The sequence below is a fragment of the Actinoplanes sp. NPDC048967 genome (assembly GCF_040649415.1).
Taxonomy (GTDB): Bacteria; Actinomycetota; Actinomycetes; order Mycobacteriales; family Micromonosporaceae; genus Actinoplanes.
This window is the reverse complement of sequence record NZ_JBEZFL010000002.1, coordinates 228,394-243,647: the sequence shown is the minus strand read 5'-3', so window position 1 is coordinate 243,647 and position 15,254 is coordinate 228,394. Positions and strand designations below refer to the sequence as shown.

The following is a 15,254-nucleotide window of genomic DNA, read 5'->3' as shown; positions in this document are numbered from 1 at the left end:
TCGGGCGAGCGGCGCCGGCCCGGCTGCACGCCGGGCTCGCTGCGCCAGGGCCGTCGGTAGGTCCCGTACCGGCGGCCCGCCCCACATGCGTCGCAGTCCGCCCGTGAAGGGGGCGTGACCACTGTTACCCGCGCGCAACGAGTCGCCCGTAGGGTCAGGCCATGGCGGATCTTTTCGAGGAGTACCGCCTCGGCCCCGGCTGGGACGAGATGTTCGGCGAGCTCGGTATGCCTCGCGAGACCTACGAGGCCCTGCACGCCACGCTGCAGCCGCTGTCGAGCGCTGAGCTGGGCGTTCGTGCCGAGGTGCTGGCCCGGGCCTTCCTGGACCAGGGCATCACGTTCGCGCTCAAGGGCGTCGAACGACCCTTTCCCCTCGACATCGTCCCGCGGATCATCGCGGCCGCCGAGTGGCGCACGGTCGAGCTGGGCGTCGCACAGCGGATCCGCGCGCTGGAGGCGTTCCTCGCCGACGTGTACGGCGCCGGCCAGGTGCTCGCGGACGGCGTGGTGCCGCGGCGGATCATCGCCACCAGCGCGCATTTCCTGCGGGCGGCGGCCGGGATCAATCCGCCCAACGGCGTACGGATCCATGTCGCCGGGGTCGACCTGATCCGCGACGAGCAGGGCGCCTTCCGGGTGCTGGAGGACAACGTACGGATCCCGTCCGGGGTCAGTTACGTGATGGAGAACCGCCGGGCGATGGCCCAGGTGCTGCCCGAGGTCTTCGCCGCCACCCGGATCCTGCCGGTGGAGTCGTACCCGAGCATGCTGCTGCGGGCCCTGCGCGCCGCCGCCCCGGTAGGCGTCACCGATCCCACGGTGGTGGTGCTGAGCCCGGGCGTCTACAACTCCGCCTACTTCGAGCACGCCCTGATCGCCCGGGAGATGGGCGTCGAGCTCGTCGAGGGCCGCGATCTGGTGTGCGTCGGCAACGACGTGGCCATGCGGACCACCGCGGGTGAGCAGCGGGTCGACGTCATCTACCGGCGGATCGACGACGACTTCCTCGACCCGGTGCACTTCCGGGCCGACTCGGTGATCGGCGTGGCCGGCCTGCTCAACGCGGCCCGGGCCGGGCGGGTCACCATCGCCAACGCGGTCGGCAACGGCGTCGCCGACGACAAACTGCTCTACACGTACGTGCCCGACCTGATCCGCTACTACCTGGACGAGGAGCCGTTGCTGCCCAACGTGGACACGTACCGGCTGGACGAGCCCGGGGTGCTGGAAGAGGTTCTGCCGCGCGTCGGTGAGCTGGTCCTCAAGCCGGTCGACGGGGCCGGCGGCGCGGGCATCGTGATCGGCTCGCAGGCCACAGCGGCGGAGCTGGCCGAGGTCACCGCCAAGATCGTCGCCGATCCGCGGGGCTGGATCGCCCAGCGCGAGGTGAAGCTGTCGATGGTGCCGACGCTGATCGGCAACCGGCTGCGCGGCCGGCATGTCGACCTGCGGCCGTTCGCGGTCAACGACGGCGAGAAGATCTGGGTGCTGCCCGGCGGCCTGACCCGGGTGGCGCTGCCCGAGGGTGCCCTGGTCGTGAACTCCAGCCAGGGTGGGGGCTCGAAGGACACCTGGGTGCTGGCGGATGCCGACGACATGTCGCCGCATTTACTTGGGTTTTCCGCCGCGGGTGAGCTCGAGCCGCCGTTCGAGGTGCCGCACCTGTCGGCCGAACCGGCGCCGCTGCCCTCGGCGTCCAGCCCCGAGCCCGGCCCGGGCGCCGGCGCCGCCGATTCCCAGCAGCAACAGCAGCAACAACAGCAGGGAGGGCCGCGATGCTGAGCCGGATCGCCGAGTCGCTCTACTGGATCGGCCGCTACGTCGAGCGCGCCGAGGACACCGCCCGGATCCTGGACGTGCACCTGCAGCGCATCCTGGCCGACCCGTGGACCAGCGAGGACCAGGCCTGCCGGTCGTTGCTCGCGGTGATGGGCATGCCGATGGAGGACGAGCCGTTCACCGCGGCCCGGGTCGTCGGCCTGCTCGGCCTGGACGAGCGCAGTCCCAGTTCGGTGGTCGGCGCGCTGGCGGCGGCCCGGGAGAACGCCCGCGGCGCCCGCGAGACCGTCTCCTCGGAGATGTGGGAATGCCTCAACTCGACCTGGCACGGCCTGCCCAACGCGCGTCGCCGGGTGGAGCAGCAGGGGGTGCACTCGTTCTTCCGCTGGGTCCGGGAGCGGTGCGCGGTGATGACCGGCCTGACCGACGCCACCATGAGCCGCGACGAGGGCTGGCTGTTCCTGGTGCTGGGCCGCAGCGTGGAACGGGTGGACATGACCGCGCGGCTGCTGCGCACGCACGAGCGGGCCGGCGGCAGCATTCCGTCCTGGCTGACGTTGCTGCGGTCCAGCGGGGCCTGGGAGACGTTTCTGCGGACGTACCGGGGATCGCTGGACGACCGCCACGCGGCGGAGTTTTTGCTGCTGGACCGGCTTTTCCCGCGCTCTGTCTTCGCCGCCCTCTCCACCGCCGAAGGCTGCCTGGCCGACCTGGAGCCCGACCCCGGCCGGGCCGGCGTGGCGACGGACGCGCAGCGGATCGTCGGCCGGGCCCGCACCAACCTGGAGTTCCGCGGCGCGGACGAGCTGATCGACGACCTCGGGCCGGTGCTGGCCAGCCTGGAGAAGACATGTTCGCAGGTCAACGAGGCCGTCTCGCGGCGCTACTTCCGGCAGACGACGGCGGTCAACTGGGTCCGGGGAGCGGTGGTCGCATGAGCTCGGCCCTGGTGGACAGCTGGCGGCTGAAGATCCAGCACCGCAGCGGGTTCGACTACGCCGGGCCGGTGTCGTCGTCCTACAACGAGGCCCGGATGTGGCCGCGCAACGAGACCCACCAGGCGGTGCTGGACGCCCGGGTCGAGGTGTGGCCGCCGGCGCGCACGTACCGCTACGAGGACTACTGGGGCACCGTGGTCACGGCCTTCGACGTGCACGCCAAGCACGAGGCGCTCACGGTCACAGCGACGTCCACGGTGGAGACGCTGCCGCCGGGCGACCTGATCGAGCAGGGCGAAGGCGTGGCCTGGGACGAGCTGGCGGTGCCGGAGAACGTCGACCGCTGGTACGAGCTGCTGCTGGGCACCAGGCGCACCGGCCTGAACGACGAGCTGACCGGGATCGCGGCCGACATCCGAGCCGCGCACGGAACACCGCATGCGGCCGCGCTGGCCGTCTGCGAGTTCGTGCGCGGTGAGGTCACCTATCAGCCCGGTGCCACGGGAGTGCAGAGCGACGCACTGCACGCGTGGGAGCAGCGGAAAGGCGTCTGCCAGGACATCAGCCACCTGACCGTCGGGCTGCTGCGCGAGATGGGGCTGCCGGCTCGGTACGTCTCCGGCTACCTGCACCCGAAGCCGTCGGCGGCCATCGGGGACAGTGTGATCGGCCAGAGTCATGCGTGGGTGGAGTGGTGGGTAGGCCGGTGGACGGCCTTCGACCCGACCAACGGGGTGCCGGTGGGGGAGCGCCACGTCGTGGTCGGGCGAGGCCGGGAGTACGGCGATGTGCCGCCGCTCAAGGGCGTGTACGCGGGGCCGGCCAGTACGGGACAGGCCGTCGAGGTGACGATCACCCGGCTCCGCTGACCCGGCCCGCCCCCGCGCTCAAGCGAGCGCCACGGTGAGTGCTGCGGCTACGAAGACCACCTGCAAGGCCGTGCGCAGCGGTAGCGGGGTGGCGGGCCGGCCGGCCAGCTCGACGTGGTGCCGGGCCGCGTACACGTTGGCCGGGAACATCATCACCATCAGCAGCGCCAGGCAGCCGGCCGCCAGGCGGTAGGTCGCCGGCAGCAGCAGCCCGGCGGCGCCGGCCAGCTCCAGGACTCCGGTGACCGTGACCAGCAGCTCCGGCCGGGGCAGGCGCGGCGGGACCATGGCGACCAGGCTCGCGCGCCGGCCGAGGCCGAAGTGGGCCAGGCCGGTCAGCACGAACATCAGGGCCAGCCCGACCCGCAGCGCGGGCAGCCAGCCGTCGAGACCGTCCACGCCGAGCAGGCCGACCAGGCGGGCCAGCAGCGTGCCGGCGAACAGAGTGATCAAGGGTGCCATCGCATGTCCTCCAAACTTGTCAATGCCAAGATGCCTCGGCCGCTCACATCTTGTCAATGGAAAGTTATGCTGGTGACATGAGCTACCACCATGGGGATCTGCGGCGTGCGTTGCTGGCCGCCGCTGCTGAATCGATCGCCGAGGAGGGCCCGGCGGCGCTGAGCCTGCGTGACCTCGCCCGGCGGGCCGGCGTCTCGCACGCGGCGCCGGCTCACCATTTCGGCGACAAGCGAGGGCTGCTCACGGCGCTGGCGGCGGAGGGCTTCGAGCTACTGGCGGCGGCGCTGCGGGAGACCCGGGCGGCGACGGGCAGCTTCCTCGAGCTCGGCGTCACCTACGTGCGGTTCGCGACGACGCATCGGGCGCACTTCGAGGTGATGTGGCGTCCGGATCTCTACCACGCGGAGGACCCGGCGCTGCTGGCCGCGCGGGACAGGTCGAGCGCCGCGCTCTACTCGGGGGTCGCTGACCTGCCGGACGGTCAGGCCGGCGCGGATGTGCGGGAGACCGGGCTGGCGGCGTGGTCGCTCGCGCACGGCTTCGCGACGCTGTGGCTCAGCGGCGCCCTGCCGGACATGCCGGAGCTGCCCGATGAAGCGGCCCGAGCCGTGCTCCGACACCTGACCCCCGCCGGCTGAGCCGATGGAGAAGTCGCGTGAACCCGCCGGCCGAGCCGATGAGGAGGTGGCCGGTCAGGCGATCTCGCAGATCGTCGTGCCGGCTGTCACGGTGGCGCCGACCTCGACGGACAGGCCCGAGACCGTGCCGGCCCGGTGGGCCGGCAACGGCTGCTCCATCTTCATCGCCTCGACGACCACGATCACGTCGCCCTCCGAGACCGTGTCGCCGTTCTGGGCTGCGACCTTCACGATCGTGCCCTGCATCGGGGCAGTCAGCGCCGCCGCGCCGCCTGCTCCTGCGGTCTGGGTTCCGGACCCCGAGCGGCGTGCATGGGGGCGGGCTGGGGTGACTGTGCGCGTACCGGAAAGGTTGGCCGGGAGGCGCACTTCCAGGCGCTTGCCGCCGACCTCGACCACGACGGTTTCCCGCTCTTGATCCTGGTCGGGCACCGGGACCGGGGTGAAGGCGGGGACGCCGCCCGCCCATTCGGTCTCGATCCAGTTGGTGTGCACGGTGAAGTCCACGAACGCTGGGTCGCGCACGACCAGGCGGTGGAACGGCAGCACCGTGGCCAGGCCCTCGATGACTGTCTCGTCGAGCACGCGGCGGGCGCGTTGCAGCGCCTCGGTGCGGTCGGCGCCGGTCACGATGATCTTGGCCAGCAGGGAGTCGAAGTTGCCGCCGATCACGCTGCCGGCCTCGACGCCCGCGTCCACCCGCACGCCCGGGCCGGACGGCCAGGTCAGGCTCGTGACCTGGCCCGGGGCCGGCAGGAAGTTGCGGCCGGCGTCCTCGCCGTTGATCCGGAACTCGATCGAGTGCCCGCGCGGGACCGGGTCCTCGGTGAACGGCAGCCGCGCGCCGTCGGCGATGCGGAACTGTTCGCGCACCAGGTCGAGGCCGGTGGTCTCCTCGCTGACCGGGTGCTCGACCTGCAAGCGGGTGTTGACCTCGAGGAACGAGATGGTGCCGTCCTGGCCGACGAGGTATTCGACCGTGCCGGCGCCGTGGTAGCCGGCCTCGCGGCAGATCGCCTTGGCGCTGGTGTGGATCCGTTCGCGCTGGTCGTCGCTGAGGAACGGCGCCGGGGCCTCCTCGACGAGCTTCTGGTGGCGGCGCTGCAGGGAGCAGTCGCGGGTGCCGACCACGATCACGTTGCCGTGGGTGTCCGCCAGGACCTGCGCCTCCACGTGCCGGGGGCGGTCCAGGTAACGCTCCACGAAGCACTCGCCGCGGCCGAACGCGGCGACCGCCTCGCGGGTCGCCGACTCGAACAGCGCCGGGATCTCCTCGGCCGTGCGGGCGACCTTGAGGCCGCGGCCACCGCCGCCGAACGCCGCCTTGATGGCGACCGGCAGGCCGTGCTCGCGGGCGAACTCGATGATCTCGTCGGCGTGCTTGACCGGCTCGGGCGTGCCCGGCACCAGCGGCGCGCCGGCCCGCTGCGCGATGTGCCGCGCGGTGACCTTGTCGCCCAGGTCGCGGATCGCCTGCGGCGTCGGGCCGATCCAGGTCAGACCCGCATCCTGTACGGCCTGAGCGAAGTCGGCGTTCTCCGACAGGAAGCCGTAGCCGGGGTGGACCGCGTCGGCGCCACTACGGGCGGCGACGTCGAGCAGCTTGTCGATGCGCAGATAGGTCTCCGCCGCGGTCTCGCCCTCCAACGCCCACGCCTCGTCGGCGAGTCGCGCGGGCAGCGCGTCGCGATCGGCGTCCGCGTAGACGGCGACGCTGGTCAGGCCCGCGTCCTTGCAGGCCCGGATGACACGGACGGCGATCTCGCCGCGATTGGCGATCAGTACCTTGCGCACGGGCTGAGCCTATCGTCCGGGACCGGCGGGCCGCTCAGTCAAGTTTGGCTATTAACCTGTGAGATATGTCGGCGACCCGCATGATGATCCTCGGCCTGGTCCAGTGGATGCAGCCCGTGCACGGCTACGACGTGCGCCGTGAGCTGCTGAGCTGGAGTGCCGACAAGTGGGCCAACGTCCAGCCCGGCTCGATCTACCACGCCCTGCGCAAGCTGGCCGAGGAGGAGCTGCTGCGCGAGGTGGCGACCGAGCAGGTCGGAGCGCGGCCGGCCCGCACGACGTACGAGATCACCGAGAAGGGCATCGCCGAGTTCCAGTCGCTGCTGCGGGGCAACTGGTGGTCGATCGCCGCGCCGCCGGATCCGTTCATGGCCGCCTTCTCGTTCCTGCCCGCCCTCCCGCGCACCGAGGCTGCGGCCGCCCTGCGTAACCGTGCAGTCCAGCTCAGTGCCGGCATCACGCAGTTGCAGGCCCTCACCGGCGCCGACTGGGCCGACAGCAAGCCGGTCTACGTGAGCTGGATGTGGGAGCTGCAGATCGAGCGGGCCGAGGCGGAGATCCGCTGGTGTGAGCGCACCGCGAAGCGGATCGAGAAGGACGAGCCGTACTTCCCCGGCTCGGCGGTGATCACTGAATAATCAAGTTTGACTAACGCGTCGACCGGTCCTACGCTGCCTCACGACCGGTGGCGGGCGTCCGCCTGCCTACGACTGGGGGTCACCATGATCGAAACGCGGGGGCTACGGAAGTCCTTCATGTCCCGCCAGGGCCGCGAGAAGAAAACCGTCGACGCCGTCCGGGGCGTCGACCTGACCGTCGACGAGGGCGAGATCTTCGGCTTCCTCGGCCCGAACGGCGCCGGCAAGACCACGACGCTGCGCATGCTCGCCACCCTCATCCAGCCCGACGGCGGCGAGGCCACCATCGCGGGCGCCGACCTGCGCAAGGACCCGGGCGAGGTCCGGCGCCGCATCGGGTACGTGGCCCAGGGCGGCAGCACCTGGGACGACTCCACCGCCCGGGAGGAGCTGGTCCTGCAGGCCCGCCTCTACGGCATCTCGAAGTCGGTCGCCACGGAACGGGCCGGCCGCGTGCTGGAGGGTTTCCAGCTCAGCGAGTACGCCGACCGCAAGTGCAAGACCTACTCCGGGGGCCAGCGCCGCCGGGTCGACATCGCGCTCGGCATCATCCACGAGCCGAAGGTGGTCTTCCTCGACGAGCCGACCACCGGCCTCGACCCGCAGAGCCGCGCCCACATGTGGGACGAGATCCGCCGGCTGCGCGCCGAGGGCATGACCGTCTTCATCACCACGCACTACCTGGACGAGGCGGACGCGCTCTGCGACCGCATCTCGATCATGGACAACGGCGAGATCGTCGCCTCGGGCACCCCGGCCGCGCTCAAGCGGGAAATCTCCGGCGACGTGGTCCGGGTCGGGGTGGCGTCACCGGCGCGGGCGGCCGAAGTGCTGGGCTCGGCCGACTTCGTCAACAAGCTGGAGACCCACGAGGACAGCGTCCGGCTCTACGTCGACGAGGGCGCGACCGCGATCCCGCTGATCCTGCGCGCGCTGGACGGCGCCTCGGTGCCGCTGGGCACGATCGAGCTGCACCGGCCCAGCCTCGACGACGTGTTCCTGACCAAGACCGGCCGATCGCTGCGGGAGAGCTGAGCTGTGAAACTGGTACGCGACACCGCACTGATCTTCCAGCGGCAGATGCAGCTGCTGCTGCGCAACCCGGTCTGGATCCTCGTCGGCATCTTCCAGCCGGTGATGTACCTGCTGCTGTTCGCACCGCTGCTCAAGCCGGCGCTGGGCGTGCGGACCAACGCCGAGGCGTACGAGATCTTCGTGCCCGGCCTGCTGGTGCTGCTGGCCATCTTCGGCGGACTGTTCCAGGGCTTCGGCCTGATCGCCGAGCTGCGCGCCGGGGTGATCGAGCGCTCCCGGGTCACCCCGGTCAGCCGGTTCGCTCTGCTGCTGGGACGGTCACTGCGCGACACCGTGTCCCTACTGGCCCAGGCGGTGATCATCACGCTGCTGGCGCTCGCCTTCGACCTGCGGGTGTTCATCGGCAACCTGCTGCTGGCGTACCTGATGCTGGCCCTGATCTCGCTGATGACCTCGGCGCTGTCGTACGGGGTGGCACTGGCGGTCAAGAGCGAGGACGCGCTGGCGCCGCTGATGAACACGGTGGCTCAGCCCGTACTGCTGTTGTCCGGGATCTTGCTGCCGTTGACCTTCGCCCCTGGCTGGCTGCAGGCGGTCGCGGACTGGAACCCGTTCTCGTGGGCGGTCAACGGGGTGCGGGCTCTGTTTCTGGGCGACCTGGGCGCCCCGGCCGTCTGGCAGGGGCTGCTGATCATGGCCGTGCTCGCTGCGCTGGCCTTGACCTGGGCGGCTCGGCTGTTCGCGCGCAGCGTGCGCTGACCGATCTCTGGGCTCGCCGGCTTCCTCAGGGGAGCCGGCGGGCGATGGTCAGGCCGTCGGCGATGGGGAGGATGACCAGCTCGACGCGCGGGTCGTTGCGGGCCACGTCGTTGAAGCCGGTGATGAACCGGTCGGACTCGCTGCGCGGGTCGACGACCCGGCCCGACCACAACGTGTTGTCGACCAGGATGACGCCGCCCGGCCGCACCCGGGGGACCAGCTCGTTCCAGTACGTGATGTAGCCGCCCTTGTCGGCGTCGATGAAGACCAGATCGAGATACGGCTCCTCGGGCAGCTCCTTGAGCCGCTCGGTGGCCCGCCCGATCCGCAGATCGATCCGGTCGTCGACTCCGGCCCGCTCCCAGTAGCGGTGGGCCAGCCGGGTGAACTGCTCGGAGATGTCGAAACAGACCAGCTTCCCGCCTTCGGCGAGACCCCGCGCGATGGACAGCGCGGACAGCCCGGTGAAGGTGCCCACTTCAACCGCATTCCGTACGCCGAGAAGCGACGTCAGCAACCGCAGGAACGCGGCCTGCTCCGGGGCGACCTGCATGCTGGCATGCCCGGCCACCACAGCCCGCGTCTCGGCGATGAGGTCGGTGGTGACCTCATCGGCCGGCGTGCTGTGACTGAGCAGGTAGTCATGCAGCTCAGGGGTGAGCGGAAGCTCCTTGAAACTCACGGCTGCGCCCTCCACAGCTGGGGAACGGTGAGCCCGAAGCTCATGAGCAAACGCCGGAGCAGCGGCAGCGACAAACCGATGACATTGCCGGCATCCCCTTCGATCCGCTCGACGAACGCACCACCCTTGCCGTCCAGGGTGAACGCCCCGGCAACATGCAGGGGTTCGCCCGAGGCGACGTAGGCCAAGATCTCATCATCGGTGACATCGGCAAAATGCACCACGGTCGCGCCGACATCCTCGGCCTGCTTGCCACTGACCAGGTCGGTGAGGTGATGCCCGGTGTGCAGCACACCGGACCGCCCCCGCATGGCATGCCAGCGCCGGGTGGCCTCGGCCGGACTGTGCGGCTTGCCGAGGATCTCCCCGTCGAAGGCCAGCACGGAATCACAGCCGAGGACCAGAACATCAGGATCGGCGGGCAGCGTGGCGGCGACGGCCCGCGCCTTCATCCGAGCCAGCGCAAGACAGAGATCCGCGGCGTTGTCAGCCTCTACTACAGACTCATCAACGCCACTGACCTGCACGGTCGCGTCAATCCCGGCGGCGGCGAGCAGGGCGCGCCGGGCCGGGCTGGCGGAAGCAAGCACCAAGCGAGGGGCGATGTCGGTCTGCACGGGAGTCAACGCTACAAGCCCGGATGATCAGGAGCGCGGGTGGGAGCGACGGCGCGCTAGGAGGAAGGCGACGAGGCCGCTCAGGACGATGAGGACGGCTACGCCGCTGACGATGAGCGGCGTGTTGCTGCTGGCCGGCTCGGGTTCCGCCTGGGGGGCCGGAACTGGCGCGGCGGCGGTGGTTGTGGCGGGGGCGGGCGCGGCGGAGGACGGTGGGACGGAGGCGGCAGGCCCCTTGAGCGCGGCGACGATGTCGATGACGCCGTGCCCGTAGTCGGGGTCGACCCCGGGCGCCCCCTTGTCAACAGCCGTGGACTCAAGCCGCTCAACAACCTCCGCGGCGCTCATGTTCGGGTACTTGCTACGCAGTAGCGCAGCTGCGCCGGAAACGATCGCTGCGGCATCGGAGGTGCCGTCTTGGCCGACGATATAGCCGCCCGTGCGTCCGGTACTCGCAATGTCTTGTCCGGGCGCAGCGATGTCAAGTGCCTCTCCCGAGACCGAGATCGCGGCTTGCTTGCCGTTGCGATCCACCGCGCCTACAGCGACCACGCTCTCTAGGAATGCGGGCGCTGCGACTGAAGTGGCGTCCGGCTTGTTTCCCGCTCCCGCAACGACCACCACATCGGCTTCCTCGGCTTCTTTAACCCCCTTGATGTCGTCAGGGGCGACTCCGCCGCCAAGAGAGATATTAATTACTTTGGCGCCATGTGAAATGGCATACCGAATGGCGGGGCCGAGACTGCCAATGGTCTTGCCTTTACCGAGTACCCGGATTGGAATGATCTTGGCGTCGGGCGCAATCCCTAGAGCGCGTTGTCGGCTGTTGCCATGGGCGGCGATGAGGCCGGCCATGCTGGTGCCATGTCCGGTGAGATCGGTGCGTCCATCGCCGCCGGGTTTGAATAAGTCGGTACCGCTTACGACGCCTGGAAGGTCGGGATGTCTTGCTACGCCAGAGTCAATGACAGCTACAGTGACACCTTTTCCGGTGCTGATGCGATGCGCTTCATCAATCTTCAGATAACTGAGATGCCACTGGTCTTGCCGGGTATCCGCGAAAGCGGGAGTGCCGTAAGCGGCGGCGCCAGCTCCAGCCAGCGCCGCCGCGAACAAAGCGATTACTCTACGTCTCATCTCGGATAACCGATAGCGGGACCCGGATCAATAGGGCCGAAATCGTCCGGGGGAAGCACGACCGGATCGACGCCTTCCTCGGTCGACCACGGATTGTCCGGATCCCAGCGCTCTTGCTCGCCGTCCTGACGTCGACCCCGAGTGCGACCCTGGTTACCCGCCATCGGCCCGTTCTGCATAGGCATGCCGTGGGCCGGCGTGCCGCCTCGGCCCTGCGGGGCGCCGCCCTGCTGGCCGATGACTCCACCGACGGGATTTACTCGGCCCGCGCCGGGCGGACGGCCGCCCTGGGCGCCGGTCGGCATCTGCCCGATCATCCCGCTGCCCGGGTTGGCGCCGATGACGCCGCCCGACGGCATCGTCATGCGACCGGCGCCCCCAGGCATTCCCGGCTTGACGAGGCCTGATCGTGGCGCTCCCGTGCCGTTCGGCAGCGGCCCACTGGTCGGGAGAAGACCACTCGCGCCTGGGGTTCCAATGAGTCCCGGCACCGGGCCGGGCCCAGGAGGCGCGGGTGTCGGAACCGGTGGCTGGAGGCCCGGATTGGGCGGCGTGATGACTGGCGGATTACCGACCCCGCCGAGGATTGGGCCGGTGCCAACGCCACCGGTGACAGGGCCGCCACCTACCGGCGTGTGCGTTGTCGGCGTCAGCGGGGTGACGTGGGATGACGTATTGGGGATGACTGATCCTCCTGAGGATCCGCCACCACCTCCACCGGGGGGAGGAATGATCGGTGGAGTGGCGAAGCTGCCGACGCCTCCATCACTCCGTTGATTCTCTTCACCGGTACCAACCTGCCCTTGTTGCGGGTTGTAGGGCTTTGGCTTCTGTAGCGCCGCCGCCCCACTCAACACCGTGCTGCTCAGGTCGTACATGATGACCCGAGCCTGCCGGTTCAGCTCTTCCTGCGCCGCCGCAGACACCGGCGGCGTCTGAGCCGTAGGCGACGGCCCAGGAGACGGCGAAGGTGTCGGCGTAGGCGACGGAGACGGAGATGCCGCCGCAGCATCCCGCTTCTGCTGCCAGACAAAGTTCTGCTTGGCGTTGCTTTCGTACTTGTCGTACAACGCCTCAAGCTTCTGCCGGGCCAGACTCAGAGTCAGCGTCACCGTCGAGAAAGCCGTGTAGTTCGCCGACGCCGCGTCGTGAGTCGCCTGGAGGTCGGCCATCAGCTTGTCGAGGCGGGCGATGTAAGCCGCCGCCGCCGGGCTCTTCGACGGTGGCCACACGCTGGCCAGATTGTCGCGGTACACCCGGACCTGAGCGAGGTGCGCGAGCGTCAGATCGGCCGTCTTGCTCCAGCCACCGACCACTTGGTAGTGCGCCTCGGTGTCCTGGTTGGCGATGGCTGCCCACATGGCCGGGACTTCCTTGGACGCCCAGTGGGTGCCGCCATAGCCGCCGCCCCCGTCAGCGATCAGCATCAGCCGTTCTCCCCTGTTCCGGTCTCGCTCCTCAGCGGGTCGCTCGCCGCTGCGAAGCCGTCGTTGACGTCGCGGACTTTCGCCTGGGCGAAGGCGTCGCTGGAGGCGTACTCCTTGCTGATCGACTGCGCGACCACCGCGAAGTGGTGGGTGCCGTCGCGGAAGTTGAAGGTGTTGGAGAAGGTCTGCTGCTGGACCTCGTGGTGCAGCTGCATGAAGCTCGCAAACTCCGGAAAGTCGGAGTTCGGGGTCGGCAGCTCGGTCAGCATGGCCGGGATGACCTTCTGCAGCTGCGGGTCATATCCCGTTTGGACCTCGTTGGCGAGCGTCGCGGCGAACTCTTCCATCGCGCGGATGTCCGTCTCGATCGAGCTTTCACTGCCGATCAGCGGCGGTGGTCCGTCGTCTGCGATCATGGTCCAGGCCCTCCCCCGAGAGTGCGAAATCTCCCGCGAGAGTAGTCTGTTACCGCTTGTTGCTGCAGCCCCTACCCAGGGCTATGGACAGTCGCAACGTTACCGAGACCCGTCGATGTCTAGCGGGGTTGCGCCGAGGATCGCCAGGATGGCCGGACCGCGGCCGGGCGGGCACTTCTCGTCCACGGGGTCGGGGCCGGCGTGCGTGAACGTGAATCACCGCTCACGGCCCGGCCGGCCAGGACGCACACCAGCGCCGCCAGCTCTTCCGGGGTCGGTGTGCCGCGCACGACGCTGACCAGCGGTTCCTCATCCATTGATCAAGCTTAAGGCCTGGCGGGAGGTTCTCGGTGACACGCGTCCCACACTCGGCTGATCGATTCGCTGCGGCTCGACATGACCGGGTATTTTCTGCGTGATGTCTACTTCCCCTCCGCTCATTGTCGCTGACCGTTACCGGCTCGTTGCGCCGCTCGGTCAGGGCGGGATGGGTCGTGTCTGGCGGGCGACCGACGTCGTCCTGCACCGCGAGGTCGCCATCAAGGAGCTCGTGCCGCCACCGGGGCTGACCCCCGAGGAGCGGCAGGAGATGCGCGAGCGTTCGCTGCGGGAAGCGCGCGCCATCGCCCGGCTCAACAACATCAACGTGGTCCGAGTCTTCGACGTGCTGCGCACCGACGCCGATCCGTGGATCGTCATGGAGTACGTCCCGTCCCGGTCCTTGCAGGACATTCTCGCCGCCGACGGGCCTTTCGCCCCGGTCCGCGCCGCGGAGATCGGCCTCGGCGTGCTGAACGCCCTGCGCGCCGCGCACCGCGCCGGCGTCGTGCACCGCGACGTGAAGCCGGGCAACGTGCTGATCAGCGAGGACGGCCGCGTCGTCCTGACCGACTTCGGACTCGCGACGGTCCCCGGCGACCCGAACGTGACCCGCACCGGCCTGGTGCTGGGCTCACCGGCCTACATCGCCCCGGAACGCGCCCGCGACGGCACCGCGGGCCCCGGCGCCGACCTGTGGTCACTCGGCGCGACCCTCTACGCGGCCGTCGAGGGCGCCTCGCCGTTCGCGCGGCCGTCCGCGATCGCCACGCTGGCCGCGCTGGCCACCGAGAATCCGCCGCCGGCCCGCAACGCCGGGCCGCTCAAGCCGGTGCTCAACGGCCTGCTGCGCAAGGATCCGGCGCACCGCATCAACGCCGAGGAAGCGGAGCGGTTGCTGCTGCGGGCGACCGGCCGCCGGTCGAAGCTGAGCTTCCCGATGAGCCCGACGATGCGCCGCCCCGGCGTCGGCCGCGAGCGCCCGTCCGCGGGCCTCACGCCGCCGGTAGTGCCCGGCGTGTCGGCCTCCGCGCCGGTCGTCCCCGGCCCGCGCCCGCCGGTCACCCCGGCTCGCCCGCCGATCACCCCCGCCCGCCCGCCGGTCAGCCCGGCGCGTCCACCGGTCATTCCGGCCCGCGCGCAAGACACTCCGCCGGGCCCTCCGGTCAATCCGGGCCGCCCACCGACGGCCCCCGGCGCGCCCGGTCGCGGCCCGATCTTCGTGCCGGGCAAGGCCTCGGTAGGCCGCCCACCAGCGGAAACCCCGACGCGGGTCGACGCCCCGAAGCCACCCGAGCTGGATGCCACCAAGATCGAAAACCGATTCGGTACGGGCACACCATCGTCCCCGCCCCCAGGAGCGGAGGCCGCGGCTTCGCGTCGTCCAGCCCTGGACGCGACGATGCGCGGGTCCGGCTCCGCTTTCGGCTCAATCACGGCCGACGAGGTGGCAGCCCACCGCAAGCGCGCAGCAACCCCACCGGGCCAAGCCACCACCCCGCCGCCCACCGCGCCGGAGTCCCGCAGGCCGGCCACCCAGCCCCCGAAGTCACCCCCGCCAACCCCGCGAGCAGCCGCCGCAGGCGCCGCCGTGGCCGACCCTCGCTCCACAACTCCGCCGCCACCCCGCACAACGGCCACCGCCCGAGTGGCGGCACCGGCCAAGCCCGCAGCCCCCCGCCCCGCGGAGAAGCTGTCCCCACCGGCTGCAACCCCAGCCTCAGCAAGCGCCACCACCCCGAC

General features: G+C 70.2%; 15 protein-coding genes and 1 pseudogene. 8 read left to right on the top strand and 8 right to left on the bottom strand.

Going from position 1 to position 15,254, the window contains the following annotated elements:
• Positions 1–161 precede the first annotated feature (161 nt).
• From AB0C12_RS07840 to AB0C12_RS07830, 3 genes are read left to right on the top strand one after another with little or no spacing between them, the layout of a single operon-like run.
• On the top strand, positions 162–1,784 hold the full coding sequence (locus AB0C12_RS07840; protein ID WP_360545374.1) for a circularly permuted type 2 ATP-grasp protein: 1,623 nt from the start codon (positions 162–164) through the stop codon (positions 1,782–1,784).
• The gene (locus AB0C12_RS07835) at positions 1,778–2,719 is read left to right on the top strand and encodes an alpha-E domain-containing protein (protein ID WP_360545372.1); all 942 of its coding nucleotides are present in this window, start codon (positions 1,778–1,780) and stop codon (positions 2,717–2,719) included. Before AB0C12_RS07840 ends, AB0C12_RS07835 begins: the two co-directional genes overlap by 7 nt.
• A complete protein-coding gene (locus AB0C12_RS07830; RefSeq protein ID WP_360545370.1) occupies positions 2,716–3,588 on the top strand; it encodes a transglutaminase family protein in 873 nt (290 codons plus the stop codon). Before AB0C12_RS07835 ends, AB0C12_RS07830 begins: the two co-directional genes overlap by 4 nt.
• Positions 3,589–3,606: 18 nt before the next feature.
• Here AB0C12_RS07830 and AB0C12_RS07825 read toward each other — a convergent pair whose 3' ends face one another.
• Positions 3,607–4,050, bottom strand: coding sequence for a DoxX family membrane protein (locus AB0C12_RS07825; RefSeq protein WP_360545368.1), 444 nt, complete (start codon positions 4,048–4,050; stop codon positions 3,607–3,609).
• Positions 4,051–4,127: 77 nt separating this feature from the next.
• Here AB0C12_RS07825 and AB0C12_RS07820 point away from each other — a divergent pair, with 77 nt between their 5' ends.
• The gene (locus AB0C12_RS07820) at positions 4,128–4,688 is read left to right on the top strand and encodes a TetR/AcrR family transcriptional regulator (RefSeq protein ID WP_360545366.1); all 561 of its coding nucleotides are present in this window, start codon (positions 4,128–4,130) and stop codon (positions 4,686–4,688) included.
• Positions 4,689–4,742: 54 nt separating this feature from the next.
• On the opposite strand, the gene AB0C12_RS07815 is transcribed toward AB0C12_RS07820, so the two are convergent.
• Complete coding sequence (locus AB0C12_RS07815; protein WP_360545364.1) at positions 4,743–6,482, bottom strand: biotin carboxylase N-terminal domain-containing protein; 1,740 nt, start codon at positions 6,480–6,482, stop codon at positions 4,743–4,745.
• 65 nt (positions 6,483–6,547) lie between these two features.
• On the opposite strand from AB0C12_RS07815, the gene AB0C12_RS07810 reads away from it, so the two are divergent.
• The 3 genes from AB0C12_RS07810 (at position 6,548) to AB0C12_RS07800 (ending at position 8,914) form a co-directional block, all read left to right on the top strand.
• Positions 6,548–7,120: a helix-turn-helix transcriptional regulator gene (locus AB0C12_RS07810; RefSeq protein ID WP_360545362.1), complete on the top strand. Its 573-nt coding sequence runs from the start codon at positions 6,548–6,550 to the stop codon at positions 7,118–7,120.
• An 84-nt stretch (positions 7,121–7,204) separates the two neighbouring features.
• Entirely contained in the window at positions 7,205–8,155 is a 951-nt protein-coding gene (locus tag AB0C12_RS07805) for an ATP-binding cassette domain-containing protein (protein WP_360545360.1), read from the top strand.
• Between the two features lie 3 nt (positions 8,156–8,158).
• Positions 8,159–8,914, top strand: coding sequence for an ABC transporter permease (locus tag AB0C12_RS07800; protein WP_360545358.1), 756 nt, complete (start codon positions 8,159–8,161; stop codon positions 8,912–8,914).
• Positions 8,915–8,939: 25 nt separating this feature from the next.
• Here AB0C12_RS07800 and AB0C12_RS07795 read toward each other — a convergent pair whose 3' ends face one another.
• The 6 genes from AB0C12_RS07795 to AB0C12_RS07770 all read right to left on the bottom strand — a co-directional run bounded on the left by AB0C12_RS07795 (position 8,940) and on the right by AB0C12_RS07770 (position 13,510).
• A complete protein-coding gene (locus AB0C12_RS07795) occupies positions 8,940–9,596 on the bottom strand; it encodes an O-methyltransferase (RefSeq protein ID WP_360545356.1) in 657 nt (218 codons plus the stop codon).
• A complete protein-coding gene (locus AB0C12_RS07790; RefSeq protein ID WP_360545354.1) occupies positions 9,593–10,213 on the bottom strand; it encodes a nucleoside triphosphate pyrophosphatase in 621 nt (206 codons plus the stop codon). The genes AB0C12_RS07795 and AB0C12_RS07790 overlap by 4 nt, the downstream gene beginning before the upstream one ends.
• A gap of 27 nt (positions 10,214–10,240) precedes the next feature.
• Entirely contained in the window at positions 10,241–11,350 is a 1,110-nt protein-coding gene (gene mycP, locus AB0C12_RS07785) for a type VII secretion-associated serine protease mycosin (protein ID WP_360545352.1), read from the bottom strand.
• Positions 11,347–12,777, bottom strand: a complete 1,431-nt coding sequence (locus AB0C12_RS07780; RefSeq protein WP_360545350.1) for a hypothetical protein — start codon at positions 12,775–12,777, stop codon at positions 11,347–11,349. The genes mycP and AB0C12_RS07780 overlap by 4 nt, the downstream gene beginning before the upstream one ends.
• Positions 12,777–13,193: a hypothetical protein gene (locus tag AB0C12_RS07775; protein WP_360545349.1), complete on the bottom strand. Its 417-nt coding sequence runs from the start codon at positions 13,191–13,193 to the stop codon at positions 12,777–12,779. The genes AB0C12_RS07780 and AB0C12_RS07775 overlap by 1 nt, the downstream gene beginning before the upstream one ends.
• 119 nt (positions 13,194–13,312) lie before the next feature.
• A complete protein-coding gene (locus AB0C12_RS07770; protein WP_360545347.1) occupies positions 13,313–13,510 on the bottom strand; it encodes an acyl-CoA carboxylase subunit epsilon in 198 nt (65 codons plus the stop codon).
• Between the two features lie 101 nt (positions 13,511–13,611).
• On the opposite strand from AB0C12_RS07770, the pseudogene AB0C12_RS07765 reads away from it, so the two are divergent.
• Positions 13,612–14,895 (top strand): annotated as a pseudogene (locus AB0C12_RS07765) (protein kinase); the annotation flags it as partial.
• Positions 14,896–15,254: the final 359 nt, after the last annotated feature.

Bases quoted from the DNA above. Each gene is read 5' to 3' on its own strand.
- mycP (WP_360545352.1), bottom strand. From the start codon at position 11,350: ATGAGACGTAGAGTAATCGCTTTGTTCGCGGCGGCGCTGGCTGGAGCT.
- AB0C12_RS07835 (WP_360545372.1), top strand. From the start codon at position 1,778: ATGCTGAGCCGGATCGCCGAGTCGCTCTACTGGATCGGCCGCTACGTC.
- AB0C12_RS07805 (WP_360545360.1), top strand. From the start codon at position 7,205: ATGATCGAAACGCGGGGGCTACGGAAGTCCTTCATGTCCCGCCAGGGC.
- AB0C12_RS07780 (WP_360545350.1), bottom strand. From the start codon at position 12,777: ATGCTGATCGCTGACGGGGGCGGCGGCTATGGCGGCACCCACTGGGCG.
- AB0C12_RS07775 (WP_360545349.1), bottom strand. From the start codon at position 13,193: ATGATCGCAGACGACGGACCACCGCCGCTGATCGGCAGTGAAAGCTCG.
- AB0C12_RS07770 (WP_360545347.1), bottom strand. From the start codon at position 13,510: ATGGATGAGGAACCGCTGGTCAGCGTCGTGCGCGGCACACCGACCCCG.
- AB0C12_RS07810 (WP_360545362.1), top strand. From the start codon at position 6,548: ATGTCGGCGACCCGCATGATGATCCTCGGCCTGGTCCAGTGGATGCAG.
- AB0C12_RS07825 (WP_360545368.1), bottom strand. From the start codon at position 4,050: ATGGCACCCTTGATCACTCTGTTCGCCGGCACGCTGCTGGCCCGCCTG.
- AB0C12_RS07820 (WP_360545366.1), top strand. From the start codon at position 4,128: ATGAGCTACCACCATGGGGATCTGCGGCGTGCGTTGCTGGCCGCCGCT.
- AB0C12_RS07830 (WP_360545370.1), top strand. From the start codon at position 2,716: ATGAGCTCGGCCCTGGTGGACAGCTGGCGGCTGAAGATCCAGCACCGC.
- AB0C12_RS07840 (WP_360545374.1), top strand. From the start codon at position 162: ATGGCGGATCTTTTCGAGGAGTACCGCCTCGGCCCCGGCTGGGACGAG.